The sequence below is a fragment of the Bradyrhizobium hipponense genome (genome assembly GCF_008123965.1).
GTDB lineage: Bacteria > Pseudomonadota > Alphaproteobacteria > Rhizobiales > Xanthobacteraceae > Bradyrhizobium > Bradyrhizobium hipponense.
The window spans coordinates 232,347-254,344 of record NZ_VSTH01000078.1 but is presented as its reverse complement, the minus strand read 5'-3'; the positions used below and the strand labels follow the sequence as shown (position 1 = coordinate 254,344).

At 62.9% G+C, this 21,998-nt stretch carries 21 protein-coding genes and 2 pseudogenes; 8 read left to right on the top strand and 15 right to left on the bottom strand.

Annotation, left to right across the window (positions count from 1 at the left end):
- Nucleotides 1-394, bottom strand: a pseudogene (locus FXV83_RS43530) (hypothetical protein); the annotation flags it as partial.
- Nucleotides 395-1,108: 714 nt separating this feature from the next.
- On the opposite strand from FXV83_RS43530, the gene FXV83_RS23595 reads away from it, so the two are divergent.
- Nucleotides 1,109-1,852, top strand: a complete 744-nt coding sequence (locus FXV83_RS23595; RefSeq protein ID WP_148741748.1) for a Crp/Fnr family transcriptional regulator — start codon at nucleotides 1,109-1,111, stop codon at nucleotides 1,850-1,852.
- Nucleotides 1,853-2,126: 274 nt separating this feature from the next.
- Here the strand turns inward: FXV83_RS23595 and FXV83_RS23590 are convergent, their stop codons facing one another.
- The 4 genes from FXV83_RS23590 to FXV83_RS23580 form a co-directional block, all read right to left on the bottom strand.
- Nucleotides 2,127-2,882 (bottom strand): alpha/beta fold hydrolase, encoded by a 756-nt coding sequence (locus FXV83_RS23590; protein WP_148741747.1) that lies wholly within the window; start codon nucleotides 2,880-2,882, stop codon nucleotides 2,127-2,129.
- Between the two features lie 91 nt (nucleotides 2,883-2,973).
- On the bottom strand, nucleotides 2,974-3,111 hold the full coding sequence (locus FXV83_RS42955) for a hypothetical protein (protein WP_187436102.1): 138 nt from the start codon (nucleotides 3,109-3,111) through the stop codon (nucleotides 2,974-2,976).
- Between the two features lie 199 nt (nucleotides 3,112-3,310).
- Nucleotides 3,311-4,651, bottom strand: a complete 1,341-nt coding sequence (locus FXV83_RS23585; protein ID WP_148741746.1) for an adenylate/guanylate cyclase domain-containing protein — start codon at nucleotides 4,649-4,651, stop codon at nucleotides 3,311-3,313.
- A gap of 115 nt (nucleotides 4,652-4,766) precedes the next feature.
- The gene (locus tag FXV83_RS23580) at nucleotides 4,767-5,621 is read right to left on the bottom strand and encodes a 2-keto-4-pentenoate hydratase (protein WP_148741745.1); all 855 of its coding nucleotides are present in this window, start codon (nucleotides 5,619-5,621) and stop codon (nucleotides 4,767-4,769) included.
- 587 nt (nucleotides 5,622-6,208) lie between these two features.
- On the opposite strand from FXV83_RS23580, the pseudogene FXV83_RS23575 reads away from it, so the two are divergent.
- The 3 genes and pseudogenes from FXV83_RS23575 to FXV83_RS23565 all read left to right on the top strand — a co-directional run bounded on the left by FXV83_RS23575 (nucleotide 6,209) and on the right by FXV83_RS23565 (nucleotide 8,380).
- Nucleotides 6,209-7,003, top strand: a pseudogene (locus FXV83_RS23575) (phytanoyl-CoA dioxygenase family protein).
- Between the two features lie 456 nt (nucleotides 7,004-7,459).
- On the top strand, nucleotides 7,460-7,690 hold the full coding sequence (locus FXV83_RS23570; protein ID WP_148741744.1) for a hypothetical protein: 231 nt from the start codon (nucleotides 7,460-7,462) through the stop codon (nucleotides 7,688-7,690).
- Between the two features lie 117 nt (nucleotides 7,691-7,807).
- Nucleotides 7,808-8,380, top strand: a complete 573-nt coding sequence (locus FXV83_RS23565) for a hypothetical protein (protein WP_148741743.1) — start codon at nucleotides 7,808-7,810, stop codon at nucleotides 8,378-8,380.
- A gap of 550 nt (nucleotides 8,381-8,930) precedes the next feature.
- Here FXV83_RS23565 and FXV83_RS23560 read toward each other — a convergent pair.
- The 7 genes from FXV83_RS23560 to FXV83_RS23530 all read right to left on the bottom strand — a co-directional run bounded on the left by FXV83_RS23560 (nucleotide 8,931) and on the right by FXV83_RS23530 (nucleotide 16,273).
- On the bottom strand, nucleotides 8,931-9,413 hold the full coding sequence (locus tag FXV83_RS23560; RefSeq protein ID WP_235940120.1) for a hypothetical protein: 483 nt from the start codon (nucleotides 9,411-9,413) through the stop codon (nucleotides 8,931-8,933).
- 540 nt (nucleotides 9,414-9,953) lie between these two features.
- Nucleotides 9,954-10,901: an ABC transporter substrate-binding protein gene (locus tag FXV83_RS23555; RefSeq protein WP_148741742.1), complete on the bottom strand. Its 948-nt coding sequence runs from the start codon at nucleotides 10,899-10,901 to the stop codon at nucleotides 9,954-9,956.
- A 92-nt stretch (nucleotides 10,902-10,993) separates the two neighbouring features.
- Complete coding sequence (locus tag FXV83_RS23550) at nucleotides 10,994-12,049, bottom strand: ABC transporter permease subunit (RefSeq protein WP_148741741.1); 1,056 nt, start codon at nucleotides 12,047-12,049, stop codon at nucleotides 10,994-10,996.
- Nucleotides 12,042-13,562 carry a sugar ABC transporter ATP-binding protein gene (locus FXV83_RS23545; RefSeq protein WP_148741740.1) on the bottom strand — a complete coding sequence of 507 codons (1,521 nt, stop codon included), beginning with the start codon at nucleotides 13,560-13,562 and terminating at the stop codon, nucleotides 12,042-12,044. The genes FXV83_RS23550 and FXV83_RS23545 overlap by 8 nt, the downstream gene beginning before the upstream one ends.
- Before the next feature lie 246 nt (nucleotides 13,563-13,808).
- Entirely contained in the window at nucleotides 13,809-15,251 is a 1,443-nt protein-coding gene (xylB, locus tag FXV83_RS23540; RefSeq protein WP_148741767.1) for a xylulokinase, read from the bottom strand.
- Nucleotides 15,252-15,328: 77 nt separating this feature from the next.
- Nucleotides 15,329-15,721: a VOC family protein gene (locus tag FXV83_RS23535; protein ID WP_148741739.1), complete on the bottom strand. Its 393-nt coding sequence runs from the start codon at nucleotides 15,719-15,721 to the stop codon at nucleotides 15,329-15,331.
- A gap of 309 nt (nucleotides 15,722-16,030) precedes the next feature.
- Nucleotides 16,031-16,273 (bottom strand): hypothetical protein, encoded by a 243-nt coding sequence (locus FXV83_RS23530; RefSeq protein ID WP_148741738.1) that lies wholly within the window; start codon nucleotides 16,271-16,273, stop codon nucleotides 16,031-16,033.
- Nucleotides 16,274-16,540: 267 nt separating this feature from the next.
- Between FXV83_RS23530 and FXV83_RS23525 the strand changes: the two genes are divergently transcribed.
- From FXV83_RS23525 to FXV83_RS23515, 3 genes are all read left to right on the top strand, one after another.
- Nucleotides 16,541-17,734: a M20/M25/M40 family metallo-hydrolase gene (locus FXV83_RS23525; RefSeq protein WP_148741766.1), complete on the top strand. Its 1,194-nt coding sequence runs from the start codon at nucleotides 16,541-16,543 to the stop codon at nucleotides 17,732-17,734.
- A 182-nt stretch (nucleotides 17,735-17,916) separates the two neighbouring features.
- On the top strand, nucleotides 17,917-19,005 hold the full coding sequence (locus FXV83_RS23520; RefSeq protein WP_148741737.1) for a mandelate racemase/muconate lactonizing enzyme family protein: 1,089 nt from the start codon (nucleotides 17,917-17,919) through the stop codon (nucleotides 19,003-19,005).
- 222 nt (nucleotides 19,006-19,227) lie between these two features.
- On the top strand, nucleotides 19,228-20,376 hold the full coding sequence (locus FXV83_RS23515; RefSeq protein WP_148741736.1) for an amidohydrolase: 1,149 nt from the start codon (nucleotides 19,228-19,230) through the stop codon (nucleotides 20,374-20,376).
- A gap of 16 nt (nucleotides 20,377-20,392) precedes the next feature.
- Here the strand turns inward: FXV83_RS23515 and FXV83_RS23510 are convergent, their stop codons facing one another.
- Entirely contained in the window at nucleotides 20,393-20,608 is a 216-nt protein-coding gene (locus FXV83_RS23510) for a hypothetical protein (protein WP_148741735.1), read from the bottom strand.
- Nucleotides 20,609-20,749: 141 nt separating this feature from the next.
- On the opposite strand from FXV83_RS23510, the gene FXV83_RS23505 reads away from it, so the two are divergent.
- On the top strand, nucleotides 20,750-21,472 hold the full coding sequence (locus FXV83_RS23505) for a DUF72 domain-containing protein (protein WP_148741734.1): 723 nt from the start codon (nucleotides 20,750-20,752) through the stop codon (nucleotides 21,470-21,472).
- A 145-nt stretch (nucleotides 21,473-21,617) separates the two neighbouring features.
- Here the strand turns inward: FXV83_RS23505 and FXV83_RS23500 are convergent, their stop codons facing one another.
- Both FXV83_RS23500 and FXV83_RS23495 read right to left on the bottom strand, forming a co-directional pair.
- Nucleotides 21,618-21,815, bottom strand: a complete 198-nt coding sequence (locus tag FXV83_RS23500; protein WP_148741733.1) for a hypothetical protein — start codon at nucleotides 21,813-21,815, stop codon at nucleotides 21,618-21,620.
- Nucleotides 21,812-21,952 (bottom strand): hypothetical protein, encoded by a 141-nt coding sequence (locus FXV83_RS23495; RefSeq protein ID WP_235940119.1) that lies wholly within the window; start codon nucleotides 21,950-21,952, stop codon nucleotides 21,812-21,814. Before FXV83_RS23495 ends, FXV83_RS23500 begins: the two co-directional genes overlap by 4 nt.
- Between the last annotated feature and the right edge of the window lie 46 nt (nucleotides 21,953-21,998).

Below are 21,998 nucleotides of genomic sequence, written 5' to 3'. Positions count from 1 at the left end.
TTGCGTAAGGTCTCGAAAAGCGGAGGGGTAGATGGCTTGTCAGCGGTCCGGTAAGTCCCTCCCGCTCGTAGGTTGCGGCGGAGGCGACTACGTCCATCAAGATATCGCAGTCCGAGTTCTTAATATCACCGGCGTTTCGAACCCAGGTCACGCCGAGCTTTAATCCCATCTCATGCGCCAAAACTTCCGCGAGTTCGACTTGGAACCCGGCAAGACCGCCTCTATCGGTGAGGTTCGAATAAGGAAGTGCGGACGGGTTAGCGCAGAGGCGTAGGAGTTCTTGCTGCCGCACCTCCGCGAATGATGCAGCGTCCGCACAACGTGTTGTGCCTTCCGCGACAATGAGCATTGCGAGAATGATCCAGAAAGCGGCACTGCAAGGGATCAGATGCATAACCGAGACTCCGGATTCAAAGTCGCAGAGAGGCAAGTAGTTTAGTGGCGGTGTCTCAGGCGGACAACCCAGGCACGGGCACCTGCCGTCATCACGATCAGTTGCCTGGCTCCTCGCATCTAAGGTTCGCATGTAGGTGCGAAAGCGCGCCGCAAAGTCGGCTAAGGGTCAGAAGGAGCGGTAGATGCCAGGCTGAACTTCCTTCCGGTTTGCTACCGACAGCCGACATTACGCCGGTTCAAGAGATCTTTGCCTTGGGGCCACTTACGGACCAAATGACTACCTCGTCTGCATGCGCGGAAAAGCCGGACATCGAGTCCTGGTGGAAGGAATTCCTAGACGCCCGCTTCGCGTAGAGTGCGCGCATCATCGCGTGGAACGCACCGATCGTGGTCCACGGTATTCATCGCGCATCATTGTTCCGAGATCGCCGCAGCGTTTGCCGCGAGCAGGAAATTGGAACTCCCTACGGTGTTACCCATACGCATTTTGCAATTGTGTCTCGTGGCACTTGGATTTAGTCGTCAATGATCCTGCAAGATAAAAACTCACCTCGCGGTCGCGTGTGTTTGGAGCTTTATTTTTGAGATTGAGAGCTTCCGCAGCTGAATTGGATTTCGGAGCGCGAAGCGTAGGTGGATTTAAACAAAGTTTGAAGCTGCCGCCCTATGGCGCTCGAAATGCGATGCGGCGGATGTTTCGCGGGGGGCTACAGTGACGCTTCCCAGCGGAATTGGTAACCGACTTCTGGCGACACTACCGTCGGCAGACCTCGATCTGCTGGCACCCGAGTTCGAGATCGTCGCGCTCGATCGGGACGCGGTCGTCTCGCGGGCGGGTGACCAGACCGAGCACGTCCTCTTCCCTCACAGTGGCGCCATTTCGGTCATGATCGACATGGCGAACGGGCAGACGGTCGCCAGCGCCGCAATAGGGCGCGAGGGAGCCGTAGGCACTCTTTCCGTGCTGGGGCCGTCCCCTGCGGCCGTTACCGCCATCGTTCGTGCCGCGGGCACCGCCTCGCGGATTCCCGCATCGCGATTCCACGCCGCTTTCAACCAGAGCCCCGCGATCCGCCATGCAATCCAGATTCACTTCAAGGCCATGCTGATTCAGTTTCAAGTCGGCGGGGCCTGCAATGCGCTGCATCCGGTCCAAGCCCGCATGGCACGCTGGCTGCTCCATCTTCGCGACCGCGTCGACCACGACGTCCTCCCGCTCACCCAGGAGGCGCTTTCGCAAATACTGGGAGTGCGACGAACGACGGTGACGCTCCTGATGCGCAATCTACGCGCTTCCGGAGCGATCAAATCTGAACGGCGAGGTGAAATCGAGATCGACCCATCGCGGCTCGCAGCGGAGGCGTGCGAATGCCGCGAGACCATGCGTTCCGAAGTCGAGGAGATCTTCTCCAGGAATGTAGCCCCACCTCGTGTTTTGGTTCTGCCGACGCAGTAACGAAACGGGCGATGCTAGTCGCTTCGGCACGGCCCAGTTAAGCAACCACGACGGTGCTGAAATCACTCCGCTTCGCCGGAGAGCCGATCGTTCGGGCTGATCAGGCCGTGGGAATTACGTGAATTACGGTACCGCCTTCTCGGTTGCGAAGGCCGGCTAGATGATCTTCAGTGCATTCAATCCAAGCGACACCGCGGCCAGGGAGCGAAAAGTCAATAAGTGTCACTGTAATTCCCGCAGGTCTGAAACGGCACAGAAGCTGACGTCTCAGCGATCAGGCGTACCTTGTTAATGCTTCACCATGAAGGAAAGCACCGCCTGATCGTAAGCGTCGGGGTTTTCCGAGGAAACGGTATGCGAGCTTCCCGCAATCTCTATCCTTTCGCGGTTGGGCAAACACATTTCCAACTGATCTACAATGCGATGAAAGAAGGGCGGGCTTCGTTCGCCGTTGGACAACAGCGTAGGTGCCGTAATCTTTTTGGCCATCTCGCAAGTGAAAACCGCCCGTGGTCGCTTCGTGATCGCGTCCGCCTGATATGATGCAACATTTTCCAAGTTCATCTGGAACGCCGTTGAGCATGCCGGTCGCGGGAGGCTCATTTAGCGCGAGGCTGACGACCATGTCAGGGTGCGTGGCTGCAAAGAAGAGCGCCGCATGCGCGCCGGATGAATGCGCCACTATCCGCGCCTTTGAGTAGCCTAGAGCACGCACAAGCGCAGCAAGGTCTTCGCCATGTACGTCGGCGGCGCCATCCGGCATACCCTCCGGACTTCGCTTATTCGGGTAATTGTTTCGACGGCTATATGCAATTGCGCGATATTGGGCACCGAATTTCGGAAGCTGTTCGCTCCACATACGGTAGTCCTGCAAACCGCCATGGACGAATATGACCGGGTCGCCTTTGCCTGTTTCAACGTAGGCGATCTCATACCCGTCAATCGAAATACGCTTGGGTTCTTCGGCCATGACGACGGTGGTTACACCCCCATAAACCAACAACATGAGCGCAGCAGATCGAAGATGCATCTCGGCCTCGCACGCAAGGATTGAAAATAAAAGGTCTATATCTGGTTCTCGCCCCGATGTCAGCTCCGAGTCAATCGCGTCGGCTTGTCCCTCAGCCGGTGACTTCCGGTTTTGCGCCGGACGCCGGACGTATCGCCGCGCTACGCCAACCGACACGTTCGGCCAGAATCTGAATCTCCAGCAGGCGAGCGGCCTGGCGCGGCACGACGGAGGCCGACGAGCCGGACACGATGGCAATGCTCGCCTTCGGGCCACGGGCCGACCTTGAACCTTCGCCTGAGAGTTGTTCCGGCGCTCAAGCGACGGCAAGCCGCGCTGCCTGTGGTGCGGGGGCCCTGAATCTCGAGATTAAAAAATCACACACGCTACGCGGGCTCCGATTTGGGATGCCAAGAAATGTAGACGACAGAGCAGCCCAAGCGTTGGAGTCACATCGCCAAGGAGGCCCGCACGTGCTCTTCAGTCTCGGCCCGAAACAGGTGCACGGCTTCGTCAAGTCCCTTCAAGGCGTGATAACCGTGATCTCCGAAGCGAAGGTTTGCGCCTGCGACGAGATCGCGAACAGTGCTGGACACGAGCACCTCCCCTGGCCCGGCCAACGCGCAGATGCGAGCTGCGATGTGCACAGCTATTCCGCTAATGTCGTCCGGCTTTACCTCTATCTCCCCCGTATGGACTCCGCCTCGGACCTGGAGATCCAGCGAGCGTACCCCCTCGGAGATGGCGGCAGCGCACCGGATTGCACGAGCAGGACCGTCGAAAGTTGCCAGGAACCCATCGCCTGTTGCTTTCACTTCCCGTCCCTTGAAGCGCTCAATCTCCAGCCGTGCAAGTCGGTCATGCTGATCGAGCAGTGCGTTCCAGCGCCTATCACCGAGTTCCGATGCGCGCTTCGTCGAGTCGACGATATCGGTGAGCATGACCGTTGCGAGGATGCGATCCGGCTCGACGTGGGTGCGTGAGCCAGTGAGGAATTCGTCCATCTCGCTAGCGACACTGTCGGCGTCGCCCGCCGAGATAAAATGGTCCTGTCCAGATAGCTCAACGTATTTCGCCCCCGGAATCGTCTGCGCCAGGTAGCGCCCGGCTTCCACGTTGACCCTGCTGTCGCCGGCCCGATGCAGCACGAGCGTCGGCGTGCGAATGGTCGGGAGAACGTGCCGAACGTCGATCTCGCTGTTCATGCGCAGGAGCGCAAGGACAGCTGAAGGACTCGCTCCCAATCGCTCCGAGCGTGCCCACCATTGCCTGAATCGCTCGTCCGACGCCCACGTCGGTGCGAACGCAGTGATGCTCGCCCCTGTTCCCCACGACTGCTCGACCTTGTCGAGAAAGCCTTCGAACTTATCCGGCGGCAGGACCCACGTGAAGAAGTGGGCGTAGGCTCCATAGAGCACCAGGGCCTGGCACCGCTCGGGATAGCTCGCCGCGAACAGCATGCTCATCGCACCGCCCTCCGAGGTACCGAAGACGGCGGCGCGTTCGCTGCCAACCGCATCCATCACCGCGCGCACATCATCCATGCGCTCTTCCAGGGTCGGGATGCTTCCGGTCCTGTCCGAAAGCCCGGTGCCGCGCTTGTCGAACAGGATGAGACGGCTGAAGCTCGCAAGCCGCGATAGGAAATGCGCCAGCGCCGGGTTGTCCCACTGGTGATCGAGATTGGAGATGAAGCCCGGCACAAGGATCAGATCAATCGGCCCTTTCCCGACCACCTGATACGCGATCCGAACCTCTCCGCTTTTGGCATACCGCGTCTCCGGCAACATCGCACAACCCCTCAAGCGAAGTTTCGAACAACTTGCGGCCGCGCTTTACAACAGAGCAGGCCTGATGCGATGCGCTGGCGCGACCCGGATCAATCGACCCGAACGACGAAATGGCCTACTCAAATCTCACTGACACCTTCGGCATGTTCGGCAGTCCTTCATATCGGACGGTGACCGTCTGACCCGGTTTCGGCGGGGTCAATGGCGAGAACGCCCCGACGCTGATCAGGTCACCAGCGTTCAGCTTGCGGCCGTTCTTCGCGAGGTCTTCCGCAAGCCACACGACCACGCTTAGCGGATTCCCGAGCGTCGCCGCACCGACTCCTTCGGCGAGCGTGGCGCCGCTCTCGTCCGTCGCGACGATCTTCGTCTCAGCGAGGCGCATCAGCGTATCCGGCGTGTTCTCCAACGGAACTTCAGGACCCGCGACGCCGAGACGAGCGGCAACGTTGATCGCGATAAGCTGAAGGCCATCGATCTTCTCGTTGGGGCCGAGCGCGATGTCGTTCAGCTCGATGTAGGGCCGCATCCCTGATATATGTCGCAGGGCCTCCTCGGGAGTTTTTGCCTGATTTACACCGTCATCCTTTACGACGAGGAGCATATCGGACTCCCATACGGGGCGCGCTCCGAACGCGGCCGGCACAGTGGCACCATCGTTCAACACCATCTTTTCGAGCACAAGGCCCGCAACAGGCGCGTTCCAATTGAAGCGCTCCTGAACCGCCTTAGCTGTCAGCCCAGCCTTGTATCCGACGACCTTACCTTGCGAGTTGGTCAAGGCCTCGACGAGCTTGTCGCGAGCGCATACGGCATCCCTCATATCGGAAACGGGCAGCGCCTTCGTCGGGCGCTTCGCTTGCCAGTCCTTAACGAAGATCTGGATTGCCTCGGCTGTCGGGCATTCCGCCAGTACCGCTTCGCTCACAAGCAACGCGGCAACAAACAACGTGAGAGCGACCACACGCATCGAGGCCTCCCTTTGTCTGTTCTGAAGGGAGCCTAGCCTAGGTACGCGGAAGGCGCTAGGTACCAAAATCCGGTACCACAGGTGCGGTTAAGGACTGGCGGGGTGAGCCCATCGTCGACAGTGCGAGCAGACCCCTCCAGATCGGGGCCTCCGAGCCGCCTCTTCGCACGTCCGCAACGGGGTCATTTGCGTCGAGTTGGCCGCGCCTTTGCAAGGTCCGGTCTCACCTCGACAGCCGACGTGCGGGACCGCCATCGTGATGTTCGCCTTGGGCCAGACGCGGACTCTGGTCTTTGAGTCTTGCACCGCTGGCCTCACGCCCTTTGTTGATCCTTCAAACCTATTAGTGCTACGCTAAAACATCATGATGATCCGCACATCCGATATCGTCTCGGTCTTCTTCCTCAGCCGTTAACAGCGGCGCCTGCTTCGAGCGGGTGGAAGACAAGAGCGTGCTGGGCAACTGCCTGGCCGCCCATCCCACATTCCTGGACCAATGAGCCGCACCCAACGTCGCATCACGCGGCGACAGGTGACCGGCCTATAACGATATGAGGATATTCATGCCTGCTGATGAACATGAGTCGATGCGCGCACTCAGCGATGATCAGATACAGCAATTCATTCGCGACGGATTCGTCCGCATCGACCGGGCGTTTCCGCGCGAACTTGCCGACGAGGCCCGCACCATCCTGTGGCGCGATACTGGCTGCGATCCCCACAATCAGGCGACCTGGACAAAACCGGTCATCCGGCTTTCCGGCTACAAGGACGCGCCGTTCCTGAAGGCGGAGCGCACGCCGCTGCTGCACGCCGCGTTCGATCAGATCGTCGGCGAGGGCCGTTGGCGCCTGGGCTCGCTGGGCTTCGGGGGCACGTTTGTCGTACGCTTCCCCCATCCGGATGAGCCCGGAGACGACGGTTGGCACATGGATACAAGCTTTTCCCCCGATGGCGGCGATCCGAATGAGCGGCGCGCGAATGTGAGGTCGCGCGGCCGCGCCCTGTTGATGCTGTTCCTGTTTTCCGACATCGGCCCACGCGACGCCCCAACGCGGATAAGGGTGGGATCACACTTCGACATGGCACGCTTCCTCGCGCCAGCAGGCGAGACTGGGATGTCACAAACGGAAATGGCGCAGGGTTAGATGGGAGCCGAGCGGCCCGAGGCGCTGGCGACGGGTGAAGCCGGCACTGTCTACCTGTGCCATCCGTTCCTCCTGCACGCCGGGCAGCGCCACCAAGGGACGGCGCCGCGGTTCATGGCCCAGCCGCCGCTGCATCCCTCGGAACCCATCCGGCTCGAGCGGGTGGACGGCAATTATTCACCGGTTGAGATCGCGATTCGGCAAGCTCTTCAGGAGGGCGGCTTCGCGGAATAACTCCGACCGGCTCCGAGGCGTCGGCCCAGCGGCCAAAAATCCAATAGATCGTTGATAGGCGACTCGCCACTGGTGCGAACTTCTTGAGGTTCGCACCAGTACGCGAGCAAAGGGCAAGGTCCGTTCTGGGTCAAAATGCGAAGAACTCAACGTGAGCAAATCTGGTCCGCCATGCCTCAGTGAGCGGACCTCGCGGAGGGCTGCCGCTTCTTCGCAGAGGGCCGAAAGCAACGGTAGACGCCAGGGTTGGACTTGCGTCCGGCTTGCCACCGACAGCCGACGTGACACGGGGTCAACTGATCGACGGCCAAGGACCAAAGCCGATCGATCCCGCCGTGGTGAGTAGGCTGCACAAGGATAAACACCGCCCGTGACATAGGTCACTGAAGGCACAAAGCAATTGCGGCATCTCTGCATCGTGGCCGCGATCGGCGGCCGAAAATAGGAGGACCTCAAATGAAAACCGCTCGCCTTGCTCTGTTCGCTGCCCTCATTGGGTTCGGCTCTCTACTCGGATCCGCCGACTATTCGCCTGCTGCAGCAGGCTGGGGCTCACAATATGCTTGGATGGGAAACAAGCCATACATGGCCTGTCTAAAATACGTGGGGGCCTTCGGTTCTGACTACCCGAACCGAAACAGGAACATTGAAACCTGCAAGCAAAACTACCTTCCCGGCGGCCGCTGAGGTGACTGTCACAGCGGTTTGCTGCCAGCATCCGCCGCTGGGCGCGCAAAGTCCGCACCCAGGATCCATACTAGCTTACGCTCGCGATGAAGCATTTTCGAACGCAAAGGAGCAGTTATGCTCAAGACAGAACTCACTCTTGAAAATCTTGCATCGCACATCCAGCGGCAGGACCGATTGCTCAAGGCCCTTAAATGGAGCGTGTTAGGGGCCACAATCATGGCGGCTGCAACGATAGTTTCATCACAATTGCAGTCGACCGTCAGTGCCAATACAGTCAAAGTCAAGACTTTGTCCGCGGAAACGATAGCCTTGCGCAATGACACCGGCAAGATAGTAGCGTTGATTTCATCCGCGTCCGACGGAACGCCGCAAATCTCGTTGTTCGATGGCCGTGAGAAGGTGCGTCTCAGCATCGGGCTTCGCCCGAATGGCGCGCCTTCAGTGGCGCTCTTGGATGCAGAGCAAGGCTCTCGGGCAATGCTTTCTCTCAATGATCAGCAGGATCCGTCCTTGACTATGTCCAATGCTGCAAAACTTCCTCGTGCCGTGCTCGGTGTCGATGTCGCCAACTCAGGCCACATGGTTCTCTTCGGGACCGGCGGCGGTCTAAACCTTTCCGCTTCCGATGGTCGGGTGCAGTGGAATCCGGTGAACGGGGCCATTCAGAACATTCCAAACCAGAAATGATCGGTCGACGACCGCAACCGTCAGGTCCATCCTCAACAGGAGACGTGACTGCGGCTCAATCGTTGTTCGGCTCCGGGTCAAAAGCAGCGGTAGATGCCAGGCTGAACTTGCTTCCGGTTTGCCTCTATCAACCGACGTGTAGCTGCAAGGTGGAGTCGCTCTGCAAAATTGCGTCGCATGCCCGCGTGGCTTCTGCGGTACGTCTGGCCATCGCCAGACTAGCCGTCGCTATCCGTTGGGCACCCAGGAATTTCGAACGGTGTTGGAGGGCTTTCATGGCCCAAAAGAGACCATCCTCATACTGGCCAGCAAAGAATTGGGCATATACCATTCCAGTTTAAGACGGGAATGAGCGGGGATCTCGCCGCAACGCGAAGAATGCGAGTGAGCGGCGGGCCAAGGCCGCCCCGTACCCCAGCTCCCATCGCTTGAGCAACCATTCGCGGAACGGAAGCTGTGCTTCCGCTCGGATCATTCGGCCGCCAACATTTCGGATCGGCAGCGCCAACGTCGTGACATTGACGCGCTCAGATCGATGAACGGGGCTGGGCTATTGCTGCGCCGTGCAACTGCCCGGCACTCTTCGATAAAAACACTCCGTCTCGCCCCCACCCTGGGCGCGGCTTGCGTTATCAGGGACGACCTTGGTGTTGAGGAAACGCGTGGCGAAGTCGCCTGTCGCGGGAAATGCGGTTGGCGTCGGACGCCCCGCCTGCCCCTGGTTCAACGCCTTGAAGCCAGCCGGAAGTTTGAACGAGAAGCCGAAACATCCGGCCGACGGGCAGTCGAGATCCTTGACCGCCCAAGTCCGGCAAACTGCGTCCGCTTCCTTGGCCAGCGCCGGATCGGCGACAAGCAACGGGTCCTTGCCTGGATCAGCGGTCGCAAGCTTCGACCCGCAGGTCCCGTCCGCCTGCCAGCCGCAAAAGGTCGCCGGGCTGCAGAGGCCGTTCTTCTGTTGCCGCGGATCGAGTTCGGATACGCCAGCGAAATTGGTCTCGATGGTCAGCACACCTTTGTTGACGCCTTTCACGGTAAACCACCTCCCCGCGGCGGGCGAGGAGTCTGAACTAAACATGATTGGCGCGGTCGCTAGGGTGAAGATCACCACCGCAGGCGCAACTTCCCACCATTGACCTTCTTTCGCGGGGCGTGCGCTATTGTCGTGCAACAGTGGTAATACCGAATGCAGGGCACGTTATGCAGAGACAAAATGCAGACGTCTTCAACCAGATCACGTTGGAATTCCTGTCGAGACATTGATTACGCCCTGAATGGTTATTCTCGCTCGAACGATGGCGGCTTCGGATCATTCACGTGATTTGGCGCGTCTTCCCGAGGTCCGCCCTGGCCTCGACTGCCGACGTGCCGGGACACAATGGCGATCTTCGCCTTCGGGCACACATGCGGTCATGGCGGAAAGGAGCGACGTTCGCTTTGCATTGAACAGCCGAAGTGGGACTTATGCCATGATAGAGTCTGCGGACTGCTTGAGAGCAGGATTTGAACCTAAACAATCCGCACTCCGCGAGACCAGCCGGCGCCGCATGCGGCGCCGGCCGTCGCCTGCCGCTTACTGCGAGCGGTCCGAGGTCCAGCCCTTGTACTCTTTGACGTTGTCGCGCGTCACGAGTTTCGAGGGCAGCAGCTCGACGGTGGATGCCGGCTTCTGGCCGTTGAGGATGCCGACGCCGACCTGCACGGCGCGGCGGGCCATGAAGAACGGATCCTGCGAGGCGGAGGCCTGGATCTGCGCCGCCTGCGGGTCCTTCAGCGCGGCTTCGATGTCGGGCGCGCCGTCGACCGCGGTGATGACGATGCCGGTGCGCTGCTGCTGGCGCGCCGCAAGATCGGTGCCGATGGCCTGCGGATCGTTGATGGCGAAGACGGCGTCGATCTTGGCAAAGCGGGTCAGATAGCCCTGCGCCACCGTCAGCCCGCCTTCGCGCGAGCCCTTGCCGTCCTGGTCGTTGGACAAGACCTTGATGCCGGGGTTCTTGCCGAGCACGTTCTTGCAGCCGACGACGCGGTCGATCACCGCGGAGACCTGCGGGCCGTTCTCGATGATCACATCGCCTTTGCCGCCCAGCTTGTCGACGATGTACTGGCAGGAGATCTCGCCGGCCTGGACGTTGTTGGTGGTCACCGTGGCGTCGGCGCCTTCGGCGGCGGTGTCGACGGCTACGACGACGATGCCGGCCGCTTGCGCCTTCTTGATCGCAGGGCCAACCGCCTTGGGATCGCCGGGATTGAGCAGGATCAGGTCGACGCCGGCGGCGATGAAATTGTCGATCTGGGTGACCTGCTTGCCGAGGTCATACTCGAAGCCGACGGTGGTGATCTTGACGTTGGGATTGGTCTTCTTGGCCTCGAACTCGGCGCCCTTCGACAGCGCGACGAAGAACGGATTGCCGAGCGAGCCCAGCGAAATGCCGATCGACTTGAGCTCCTTGGCGAAGGTCGGTGCGGAGCTCAGGACGAGCGCCATCGCGGCGCCGGCTAACGAGATCGTCTTCAACATTGGCTTCCTCCCTGGTCTGTTTGAATCTCCGCCACGGCGACCAGTTGCCGTGACGGAATCGATATGACGGCGCAGCGCATTTCCTCGGCGCTTCAGGTGCGCGCCGAGCCCTGCAGCCGATAGCGGTCCAGCGCCACCGCGCCGATGATCACCAGGCCCTTGATGACATATTGCCAGACATCGGACACGCCGATCAGGATCAGGCCGTTCGACAACACGGCAATGATCAGCGCGCCGACCAGCGTTCCCCAGATCGAGCCGATGCCGCCGACAAAAGAGGTGCCGCCCAGGATCACGGCGGTGATGGCGTCGAGCTCGTAGGACTGGCCGAGCTGCAGGCCATTGGCCGCGTAGAGACGCGCCGCCTGCATGGCGCCGCCGAGGCCCGCGAGCAGGCCGGAGACCCCGTAGACGAAGATCAGCACGGCCCAGACCTTGATGCCGGCCAGCCGCGCCGCGCTCTCGTTGCCTCCGACCGCATAGATGTGCACCCCGAGCACGGTGCGCTTGAGCACCAACCACGACACCAGGATGACCAGGAGCGCGATCACCCAGAGCCAGGGAATCGAGACGACGCCGGGAATAAGCGTCAGCGCGCCGTTGCCGATGAAGGCATAGGGTATCGACGGATTGAACACCGTGGTATCGGCGCCGAGCAGGCGCGCGGCGCCGCGCACCGCGGTCAACGACCCCAGAGTGACGATGAAGGGTGGCAGCCGCAACAGTGCGATCAAGGCGCCATTGAGGATGCCGAACACCGCGCCGGTGAGCACCGCGACCGGCAGCCACAGCGCCCCGAGATCGGGGAATTTGGAGATGATCAGCCCGGCCATCGCCGAGGCCGCGAGGATGGAGCCGACCGACAGATCGATGCCGCCGGTGAGGATGACGAAGGTCATGCCTGCGGCTAGCACAGTGTTGACCGCGGACTGCTGCACAACGATGCCGATGTTCTGGCCGGTGAAGAAGCGGCCGTCCGACAGGACATGAAAGCCGATGCACAAGAGCAGCAGCACCGGCAGCATGCCGACCGCGCGAATGATCATCCGCGTGCGCTGCCGCTTGGTCTCCTGTGCGGCCGCAAGGCCGGGCGTGGCAGGGGCGGTTTTGGCGGAGGCGGTTTTGGCGGAAGCGCCGTTCTCAGGCATCGAGCTGCTCCGTTCCGGTGGCAAGTGCCATGATCTCCTCCTGGCTGAGCGGCGTCGCACCGCGCCGCATCTGGCCGGCAATGTGCCCTGCGCGCATCACGATGACGCGGTCGCAGATGCCGATGATCTCGGGCAGGTCTGACGAGATGACGAGCACCGCGGTGCCTGCTTTTGCAAGGTTGTCGATGATCGAATAGATCTCGGACTTGGCGCCGACGTCGACGCCGCGCGTCGGCTCGTCCAGGATCAGGATTTTCGGGCCGATCGCCAGCAGCCGCGACAGCAGCACCTTCTGCTGGTTGCCGCCGGAGAGCCCGCCGGCGGGAACGCCGACATTCGCGGCGCGGATGCCGAGGCCAGCGAACGCGCGCTTGGCGCGCTCGCGCGCCTTGTCGCGGTCGAGGATGCCGCCAAACTTCGCATCGCGGCCGAGCACCGCCAGATTGATGTTGTCGAGGCAGGACATGTCGAGGAACAGGCCGAGCGCCTTTCTGTCCTCGGTGAGGTAGGCAATGCCCGCGTCCAGCGCCTCGCCGGGCGTGCGAATGGAGACCGTGCGGCCCTCGATCTCGACATGGCCGGAGGTCATGGGCGCGGCGCCGATGATGAGATGTGCGAGCTCGGTGCGGCCGGCGCCGATCAGGCCGGCAAGGCCGACGACCTCGCCCGAATGCACCGTCAGCGAACATCCCTTGACGCGCCGCCCGTCGCCGATGTCGACGGCCGCGAGCACCGGCGCGCCCGGTCGCGCCTGGGGATCATGATCCTTCTTGTAGAAGGACGAGACGTCGCGTCCCACCATCATCCGCACGATGGCGTCGGCGCGGATCTCGCCCTTGTCGAGCGAGCCGACCAGCGTGCCATCGCGCAGCACCGTGACGCGGTCGCCGAGCGCGTAGACCTCGTCCATGCGATGCGAGATATAGATGATGGCAAGACCTTCGGCGCGCAGCTGGCGGATCAGGGCGAACAGCCGTTCGCTCTCGCCGGCCGACAGCGCCGTCGTCGGCTCGTCCATGATCAGGATTCTTGAACGGGCGTGCAGCGCACGGGCGATCTCGACCAGCTGGCGCTGGCCCATCGAGAGATTGGCAACCAGCGTCTGCGGCGTGAAATCGGCACCAAGCCGCGCCAGAATCGGACCGACGCCGGCCTGCATCGCCTCGCGCGCCAGCAAGCCGCCGCGGGAGACCTCGCGGCCGAGGTAAATATTCTCGGCGACGCTCAGATTGGGGGCGAGCGAGAGCTCCTGATAGATGATCGCAATCCCGGCGGCGCGGCCGCCGTGCGGGCCGTTGATCTGCACCGGCTGGCCGTCGATGCGGATTTCGCTGCCGGGATCGGGCCGGTAGGCGCCCGACAGGATCTTCATCAGCGTGGACTTGCCGGCGCCGTTCTCGCCCATCAAGGCATGGATCTCGCCCGGATAGACGGTGAGGTCGACGTCGCGCAACGCCTTGATGCTGAAGAAAGACTTGGATACCCGGCGCATCTCGAGGATGGGCTCGCTCATCACACCTCCCCGATGCGCCGACGGCGGCATCGCATCTCACCCGCGTCTCGTTCTGTCCCTGGCGCGCGTGCGCGCATTAAACAAAAGGCTGCGGCGCAGGGCAATAGCTCTCGCGAGCCGACCAACCCTCGGGGGCGGATTTATCTTTGTCGGACGGAACCGACCTTCGGACCTAATGCCTTTTCTTCGCCACATCGTCGCGCACCATCCTCGCGCCGGATCGCGATGCTTTGCGTATCGCGGTCATTACCGCGGCTGGTACAGGCGGCGCCATTGCGCAAGCCGCGCGGCATAGGCCTGCGCAAGCGCGGGCTCGGGCTCGAACGTCTCGACGCGCTGCGGCGCGGTGCAGACGGCCTCGATCGTCTCCCCGGTGACCGCGAGCCGCCCGAGCCGCGCTGCGCCGAACGCAGCGCCGGTTTCGCCCTCGGCAAAGCGATGTACGGGGATGTTCAGGACATTGGCCAGCACCGCAAGCCAGAACCGCGACCGCGAGCCGCCGCCGATGACGTCCGCCTCCGCAATCGCAAGTCCAGTCTCGGCAAGCACGTCCCGGCAATCCGCAAGCGCGAAGGCCACGCCTTCGAGCACGGCTTGCACGATGGCGTCACGATCGGTGGCGTGACTGAGCCCGTCGAGCATGCCGCGCACGTCCGGATCATCATGCGGGGTGCGTTCGCCCGAAAGATAAGGCAGGAAGCTGACCGGCGACGGCGCCTGCGGGCACAGCCCGAGCGGCGCCAGCAAGTCAGATTCGGACGCTCGCAGCAGCCGCGCGATCCAGGCCAGGCACGAGGCCGCCGAGAGGATCGCACCGGCTTGAATCCACCTGCCCGGAACGGCGTGACAAAAGGTGTGGACGACCCGCTCCGGATTGGACGCGACTGTCTTCGTCGGCACCAGCAGTGCGCCGGAAGTCCCGAGCGAAATGAACGCCGCGCCGGGGTTGATGGCGCCGATGCCGATCGCTCCCGCCGGATTGTCGCCGGCGCCGCCGGCGATCATCGGCCGCCTGCTCATGCCCCAGCGCTGCGCCAATTCGGTGCGCAGCCGCGCCGCCGGTGCGCAGCCCTCGACTAGACGCGGCATCTGCCGGCGCGACAGAGCTGTTGCGGCAAGCCCCTCGTCCGACCAATCGCGCCTGATAACATCGAGCCACAATGATCCCGAGGCATCCGAGACATCCTCGATTGCCTCGCCGGTCAGCACGAGGCGCAGATAGGCCTTGGGTTGCAGCACAAGGCCGGTGGCGGCGAAGATCTCCGGCTCGTGCCTGGCGACCCACATCAGTTTTGGTGCGGTGAATCCCGGCATCGCCTTGTTGCCTGTGGTCGCCCGCAATGCAGGCCAGCGCCGCTCCAACTCGGCGCATTCGGCGAAAGAGCGCCCGTCATTCCAGAGAATGCAGGGCCGCAGCGGCCGCAGACCCGCATCGAGCAGGGTTGCGCCGTGCATCTGGCCCGACAGGCCGACGCCCTCGACCTCGGCCAGTTCGCGCGCGTGATCGGCCTTGAGTGCGTCCAGTGCCGCGAATGTGGCCTCGATCCAATGCGCCGGGTCCTGCTCGCAATGGCCGGGATGTGGCGAAGAGACCGTCAGCGGCCGGCTGCGGCTCGCCACCACGCGCTGGGCGTCGTCGACGAGAACGATCTTGACGGCAGACGTGCCGAGGTCGATGCCGAGATACATGATGCCGCTTGATACCGCCTGCGCTTTCCGCGCCGGCGACATTGCGAGCATCGCGCGATGATTTCAAGCCGTCGCGTCTAGGGATTCCAGCCACCGCTTCCATAGGGACGCGTGATGATTTCGAGCAGGTGTCCGTTCAGATCCTCGAAATAAAGGCCGCGGCCGCCGTCGTGACGATTGATTTCGCCGGCCTTCTGCCGACCGGGATCGGCCCAGTAGCGCAGGTTCCTGTCTCGAATCCGATTGAAGATCGCGTCGAACTCGGCGTCACCGACCAGGAAGGCGTAATGCTGATGCGCAATGTCGCCTTTTGTCTCCATGTAGTCGAGATTGGCGTCATTGTCGGTCTTGACCATGTGGAACGGCCCCCAACGCCGCGGCGCCGGCAACCCCAGCATCTCGGCAAGGAAGTCAGCCGAGGCCTTGCTGTCGCGCGCGGGCAAAATCGTATGGTTGAAGTCGACGGTCATGGCTGCACCTCCTCGCAGCAGGGATCGGCACTTTCGCGGCGCATTTGCCAAACGAGATTAGGCCAAACAAGGTTGCACGCCGCACGTTCCAATCAGAACGCTCGCGTCACTTTCGCACACGCGCTTGCTGTCGCCCATGCCCGGCTGGTCGGAACAACAGGAACTGGTCCGACCTCCATCCGCTGTGCGGCGAGCGACCGCCTCCGCCTATGCTATGGAGCCCAACTGCGCGTCGTCGACGAGCCCGCGAGAGCCCGCTGAAACTGGCGAGCTCTCGGGGTCGACACTGAGGGCCAGCATGGCGCAGGATCAACCCTTACCGAACATCGGATGCGCGTGGTTGCACGCTTCGACCGCCGCGTCGTTTATCTTGCGATCATTGCGATACTGCGGCAGCAGCTGCGAGTGCACATTGCGGATGCACTTCGTATATTCGGGGTTCATGTGATTGAGGAAGCTCAAGTCAATCGCCGCAGCCGGGCGCGTGCCGACGACAGAGCCGAGCCCGACGACGAGGACGGAGGCAAGAAGAGTGGTGCGATAGGCAGACATGGCGATCTCCCTTTTTCCCAGCTGCCCAATCGCAGCGTGGAGACACCATGCATCAGTTCGCGAATTGGGTCGGTGACGGAGATCACAGAGCGGTTTGAGGTCGCTAATACTGCCTTCAGCATGGCGGCGGCGCGAACCAAGGACGCGAGGTTTTACGACCATGCGTGGATAGCAACGCAACGCCGCGATTCATGCGTTGAGGCAGCCTTGCGAAACAACCTACAGCAGGAGATGCTGACACGCACCGTGCATCACAAGGAACAACTCATGCCCGTCGACACCAAAGCCGCCACCGACCGCCTCATGCGCTTTCTCGCCGTCGCGGGCGTCACCGGACAGGAGGCGGCGATCGGGCGCGAGCTTTCGGCCGCGCTGAACGACGTCGGCGTGCCTGCGGGCGCAATTCGGCTCGACGACGCCAACACGCGCATTCCCGTGCCGACCCAAACCGGCAACCTCATCGTCGACCTGCCCGGCCGCGGCGCGCTGCACAACCAGCCGCGCATCATGTTCATGACCCACATGGACACCGTGCCGCTATGCGCCGGCGCGAGGCCGAAACTCTCCGGGCGCAAGGTCGTCAACGAGGCCAAGACCGCGCTTGGCGGCGACAACCGCACCGGCTGCGGCGTGCTGGTGACGCTGGCGGCCGAGCTTGCCAAGCAGAAGCTCGATCATCCGCCGATCACGCTGTTGTTCTGCGTGCGCGAGGAGAGCGGGCTTTATGGCGCGCGCCACGTCAATACCGAGGAGCTCGGCTCGCCGGTGATGGCGTTCAACTATGACGGCGGCTCCGCATCCAACGTCATCATCGGCGCCGTCGGCGCGGATCGCTGGACTGTCGAGATCTTCGGCCGCGCCTCGCACGCCGGCGTCGCGCCGGAGCGCGGTATCTCGTCGACCATGATCCTCGCGCTTGCGCTCGCCGAGGTGAAGGCCGGCGGCTGGTTCGGCAAGGTCGTGAAAGGCAAGCGGCAGGGCACCAGCAATGTCGGCCCCGTCACCGGCGGCGAGGGCCGCCCCGCGGGCGATGCCACCAACGTCGTCACCGACTACGTGCACGTGCGCGGCGAAAGCCGCAGTCACGACGGAAGGTTCTTCAAGGAGATCACCAAGGCCTACAAGGCCGCGTTCGAGAAAGCGGCCAAGAAGGTTACCAACGCGCAAGGCAAGTCCGGCCGCGTCAAGTTCAAGGCCGAAACCGACTATTTTCCGTTCCGCATGAAGGACAATCTGCCGGTGGTCAAACGCGCCATCGAAGCGGTGACCGCCGTCGGCGGAACGCCGAACGTTCGCGCCGCCAATGGTGGCCTCGATGCGAACTGGATGGTCCGCCACGGCGTTCCGACCGTGACCTTCGGCGCCGGGCAGAACGAGGCGCACACCGTCGACGAATGGATCAATCTCGACGAATACGACCGCGGCTGTGCACTGGCGGTGCAGCTTGCAACGATGCGGTGAGCTGATGGATTCGTAGGATGGGTAGAGCTCTTCGCGAAACCCATCATTGCCGCAAATGAGGTGATGGGTTTCGCTTCGCTCTACCCATCCTACGAACTGCGGTGAGCAGCTTTGCGCGGCGCGCGCTTGTCTGGCGGCACCTGACGGCCTAGCCTCCGCAAAAAAGCAGGGTTGAATGCACCATGGCCCGCATCGCGACGATCGAGACCGGATTCTACCGGATCCCCCTCCCCGTCACGCTCTCCGACTCTACCCATGGCGAGATCGCGGCGTTCGAGCTGATCACCTGCCGCATCCGCGATGCCGACGGCGCCGAAGGCGTCGGCTACACCTACACCGTGGGGCGCAATGGCGGCGCTGTCGCCGACATCCTCAAGCGCGAGATTCCGCCGCTGGTCGAGGGACGCGAGGCGGACGACACCGAAGCGATCTGGCATCACGTCTGGTGGGGCCTGCATTATGGCGGGCGCGGCGGGCCTGCGGTGCTGGCGCTGTCCGCGCTCGACATCGCGCTGTGGGATCTGAAGGCGCAGCGCGCGGGGCTGCCGCTGTTCCGGCTGCTCGGCGGCTACGATTCGCGCGTGCCGTGTTATGCCGGCGGCATCGACCTCGATCTCTCGGTGGAGGCGCTTCTGAAGCAGACCGATGGCAATCTCGCAAAAGGCTTTCGCGCCATCAAGATGAAGGTCGGCCGGCCCGACCTCAAATCCGATGTTACGCGTGTCGCTGCCATGCGAAAACATCTCGGCGACGGCTTTCCGTTGATGGCGGACGCCAACATGAAGTGGACGGTCGAGGAAGCCATCCGCGCCGCCCGTGCGTTCGTGCCGTTCGACCTCACCTGGCTCGAGGAGCCGATCATTCCCGACGACGTCGCGGGACACGCGCGCATCATGCTGGCCGGCGGCGTGCCGATCGCGGCGGGCGAGAATTTGCGTTCGCTGTGGGAGTTCAAGAACTACATCGTCACTGGCGCGGTGTCCTATCCCGAGCCCGACGTCACCAATTGCGGCGGCGTCAGTGCGTTCATGAAGATTGCGCGGCTCGCCGAGGCCTTCAATCTTCCCGTCACCAGCCACGGCGCGCACGATATCACCGTGCATTTGCTCGCGGCCTGCCCGAACCGCTCTTATCTGGAGGCCCACGGCTTCGGGCTCGACACCTACATCGAGCACCCGCTGGTGCTCGCGAACGGCATGGCGCTGGCCCCCGCGCGGCCGGGCCACGGGATCAGCTTCGACTGGAAGGGGCTGGCGAAGCTGGTGGCGTAGCATAAGGTCGTCATGCCCGGGCTTGTCCCGGGCATCCACGTTCTTCTCGCTGCAAGGCAAGACGTGGATGGCCGGGTCAAGCCCGGCCATGACGACGGGGAAGCATTCGGCCTCAAAGCTTTCGCGAACAGCGTTGCTGCACGCGAGGCATTCGTTGGCGCTGGATGCGGCGGGCGGATAATCCGCTATGGTGGCGAGAACCGACACCAGGGACTCAAAACCTTGACACCCGAGTTGCACCAGAAACTGACCGCGTGGCGCCGGCATTTGCATGCCCATCCCGAGCTGTCCCTCCAGGAAAAGGCCACCGCCGCCTTCGTGCAGGAAAAACTCACCGAGTTCGGCATTCCCTTCGAGGCCGGCATCGGTGGGCACGGCATCGTCGCGACACTGAGGCGCGGGTCCGCGCAGGGCCGCGTTGGGCTGCGCGCCGACATGGATGCGCTGCCGATCACCGAGGATACCGGCCTGCCCTATGCTTCGCGCCATTCCGGCGTGATGCATGCCTGCGGGCATGACGGGCATACGGCCTCGCTGCTCGGCGCGGCGGCGCTGCTGGTGGACGACACCGACTGGAGCGGCACCGTCGACTTCATCTTCCAGCCGGCGGAGGAGGGTTATGGCGGCTCGCGCGCGATGGTCGCAGCCGGCCTGTTCGAGCGCTTTCCGATGGACCGGGTGTTCGGCTTTCACAACTGGCCGGGCCTCGAGGCCGGCACGATCGCGGTCCATGACGGCGTCGTCATGGCTTCCGGTGGACGCGTCACCATCACCATCGACGGCCACGCCGGACATGCCGGCATGCCGCATCTGACGCGCGATCCGGTCATGGCGGCGGGCCACCTCATCGTCGCGCTGCAATCGGTGGTGTCGCGCAGCGTCGATCCGCTCGACACCGCCGTGCTCTCGCTGTCCACGATCGAGGGCGGAACGGCGGCAAACCAGATCGCCGGGCGTGTGGTGATCCGCGGCACGCTGCGGTTTCATCGCGACGGCGTCAAGGACGTCATCCTGAGCGGAATCGAGCGGACTTGCGCCGGCATCGCGACGAGCTTTGGCGTCAAGGTCACGCCCGAGATCGTCATGGGCGTCGGCGTGGTCATCAACACGCCGGCCGAAGCGGGCCTGGCGCGGACGGCTGCGGAGAAAGTGCGGGCCAAGGTGCGGCGTGATCTCGCGCCCAGCATGGCCGGCGAGGACTTTGCCTTCTACCTCCAGCAGCGGCCCGGCGCCTTCGTCTGGATCGGCAACGGGCAATTGCGCGACGGCGCCGAGCTGCACGGCCCGCGCTACGATTTCAACGATGCGATCTTGCCGGTGGCGTCAAGCTGGATGGCCGAAGTGGCCAAGACGGCGCTGGCCTCCAACTAGCGCGAAGCGAATCCGCTCACGATATCTCGCGGGGCAGCTTCCACTCCGGCCGCGGCTCGCAGACCTCATCCACCCGCTCGACGTGATAGCCGTCTGGTAGAATCCGGCCGCCCTCCTCATCCGCAACGGGAACGTCGGTCACCAGTCCTTCGATCAGCGCCGCCTCCCACACCTCTTTCTCGGTGGAGAACGGATTGCCGATCTGCTTGTTGCCTTCGAACAGCGCATACATCGGTTGGTTCCTGGGTTGGTTCCTGCCTGCATGTCCATCCCGACAAGAAACGTATCCGCCCCATAGACGTTCCCTTTTCGGAAAAGCGCGGCCGGTCGAGGGTCGCATTCGATGACGGCGACGGACGGCACGTGAGAAGAAATGGCGCGCGTTCTGATCGGCACCTCCGGCTGGCACTACGCCTCGTGGCGAGGTCCGTTCTTTCCCGAGGGTTTGCCGCTGAAGGATCAGCTGCGCTACTATGCCGGGCAATTCGAGACCACGGAGTTGAACGGCGTATTCTATCGCACACCGACGCCGGAGGCCGTCAAGGCCTGGCGGGAGCAGACCGGCGGCGACTTCGTCTTCGCCTGGAAGGCATCAAAATTCATCACCCATTGGAAGCGCCTGTCCGACCGCTCGGTCAACAGCCTCGAACTGCTGGAGGACCGCATTTCGCTGCTGCGCGGCAAGGTCGGGCCGATCCTGTTCCAGCTGCCACCGCAATTCGAGGCGGACGCCGACCGCCTCGCCTCGTTCTTCAAGCTGCTGTCGAAGAAGCGCCGCTACAGTTTCGAATTCCGCCATCCGAGCTGGTATCAGCCCCGCATCCTGCGGATGCTGGCTGACGAGAACATCTCGCTCTGCCTGTCGGACCATCATGATGCGCCGGCGCCGTGGAAGCGCACGGCGGATTTCGTCTATGTTCGCGGCCATGGCCCCGGCGGCCGCTATCACGGTCACTATTCGCGGCCGACGCTCGCGCAATGGGCGCGCCGCATCAAGTCGTGGAAACGACAGGGCTGCGACGTCTATGTCTATTTCGACAACGACCAGAAGAGCGCAGCGCCGGCCGACGCACTGAAGCTGAAAGCCATGCTTTAATTCTGCTGCGTCACAAGACCCTCATGGTGAGGAGCGCGAAGCGCGTCTCGAACCATGAAGGCCCGGACCTATCCTTCGAGTCGCGCGTTCCGCGCTCCTCAGGATGAGGAGAAGGGTGGGTTTGACACAGCAAGATGAGAACGCGCTACGGCCCGCCGGCGACCGAGCCGGCGATCACCATGACCAGATCGGCAAGGTCGATCTTGCCGTTGACGACCAACTCTTCCGAGGAGCCTTCGACCTTCAGCGCTTGCGGCCGGTTGGCGGCCTGCCGCTGCAGCTCCCCGATGATGGCTTCCTTGAGTTTTTCTTCGAGCATGTACTGTCCTTTCAGGCCGGTCATTTGGGGTGGGGATCTTCCAGGCCCGCGCCGGGATCGTGCAGCCGTCCGCTGCGCGCGAGCCGGACCGCGTTGCCGAGCGTGCGCGCCGCATTCAGCACCTCCTGCTGAAATTCGCGGTCATACGGACTCCTCGGCAATTGGTGCAATCCGACCAACCCGAGGTGCTGCCTGAGGTTCCCATGC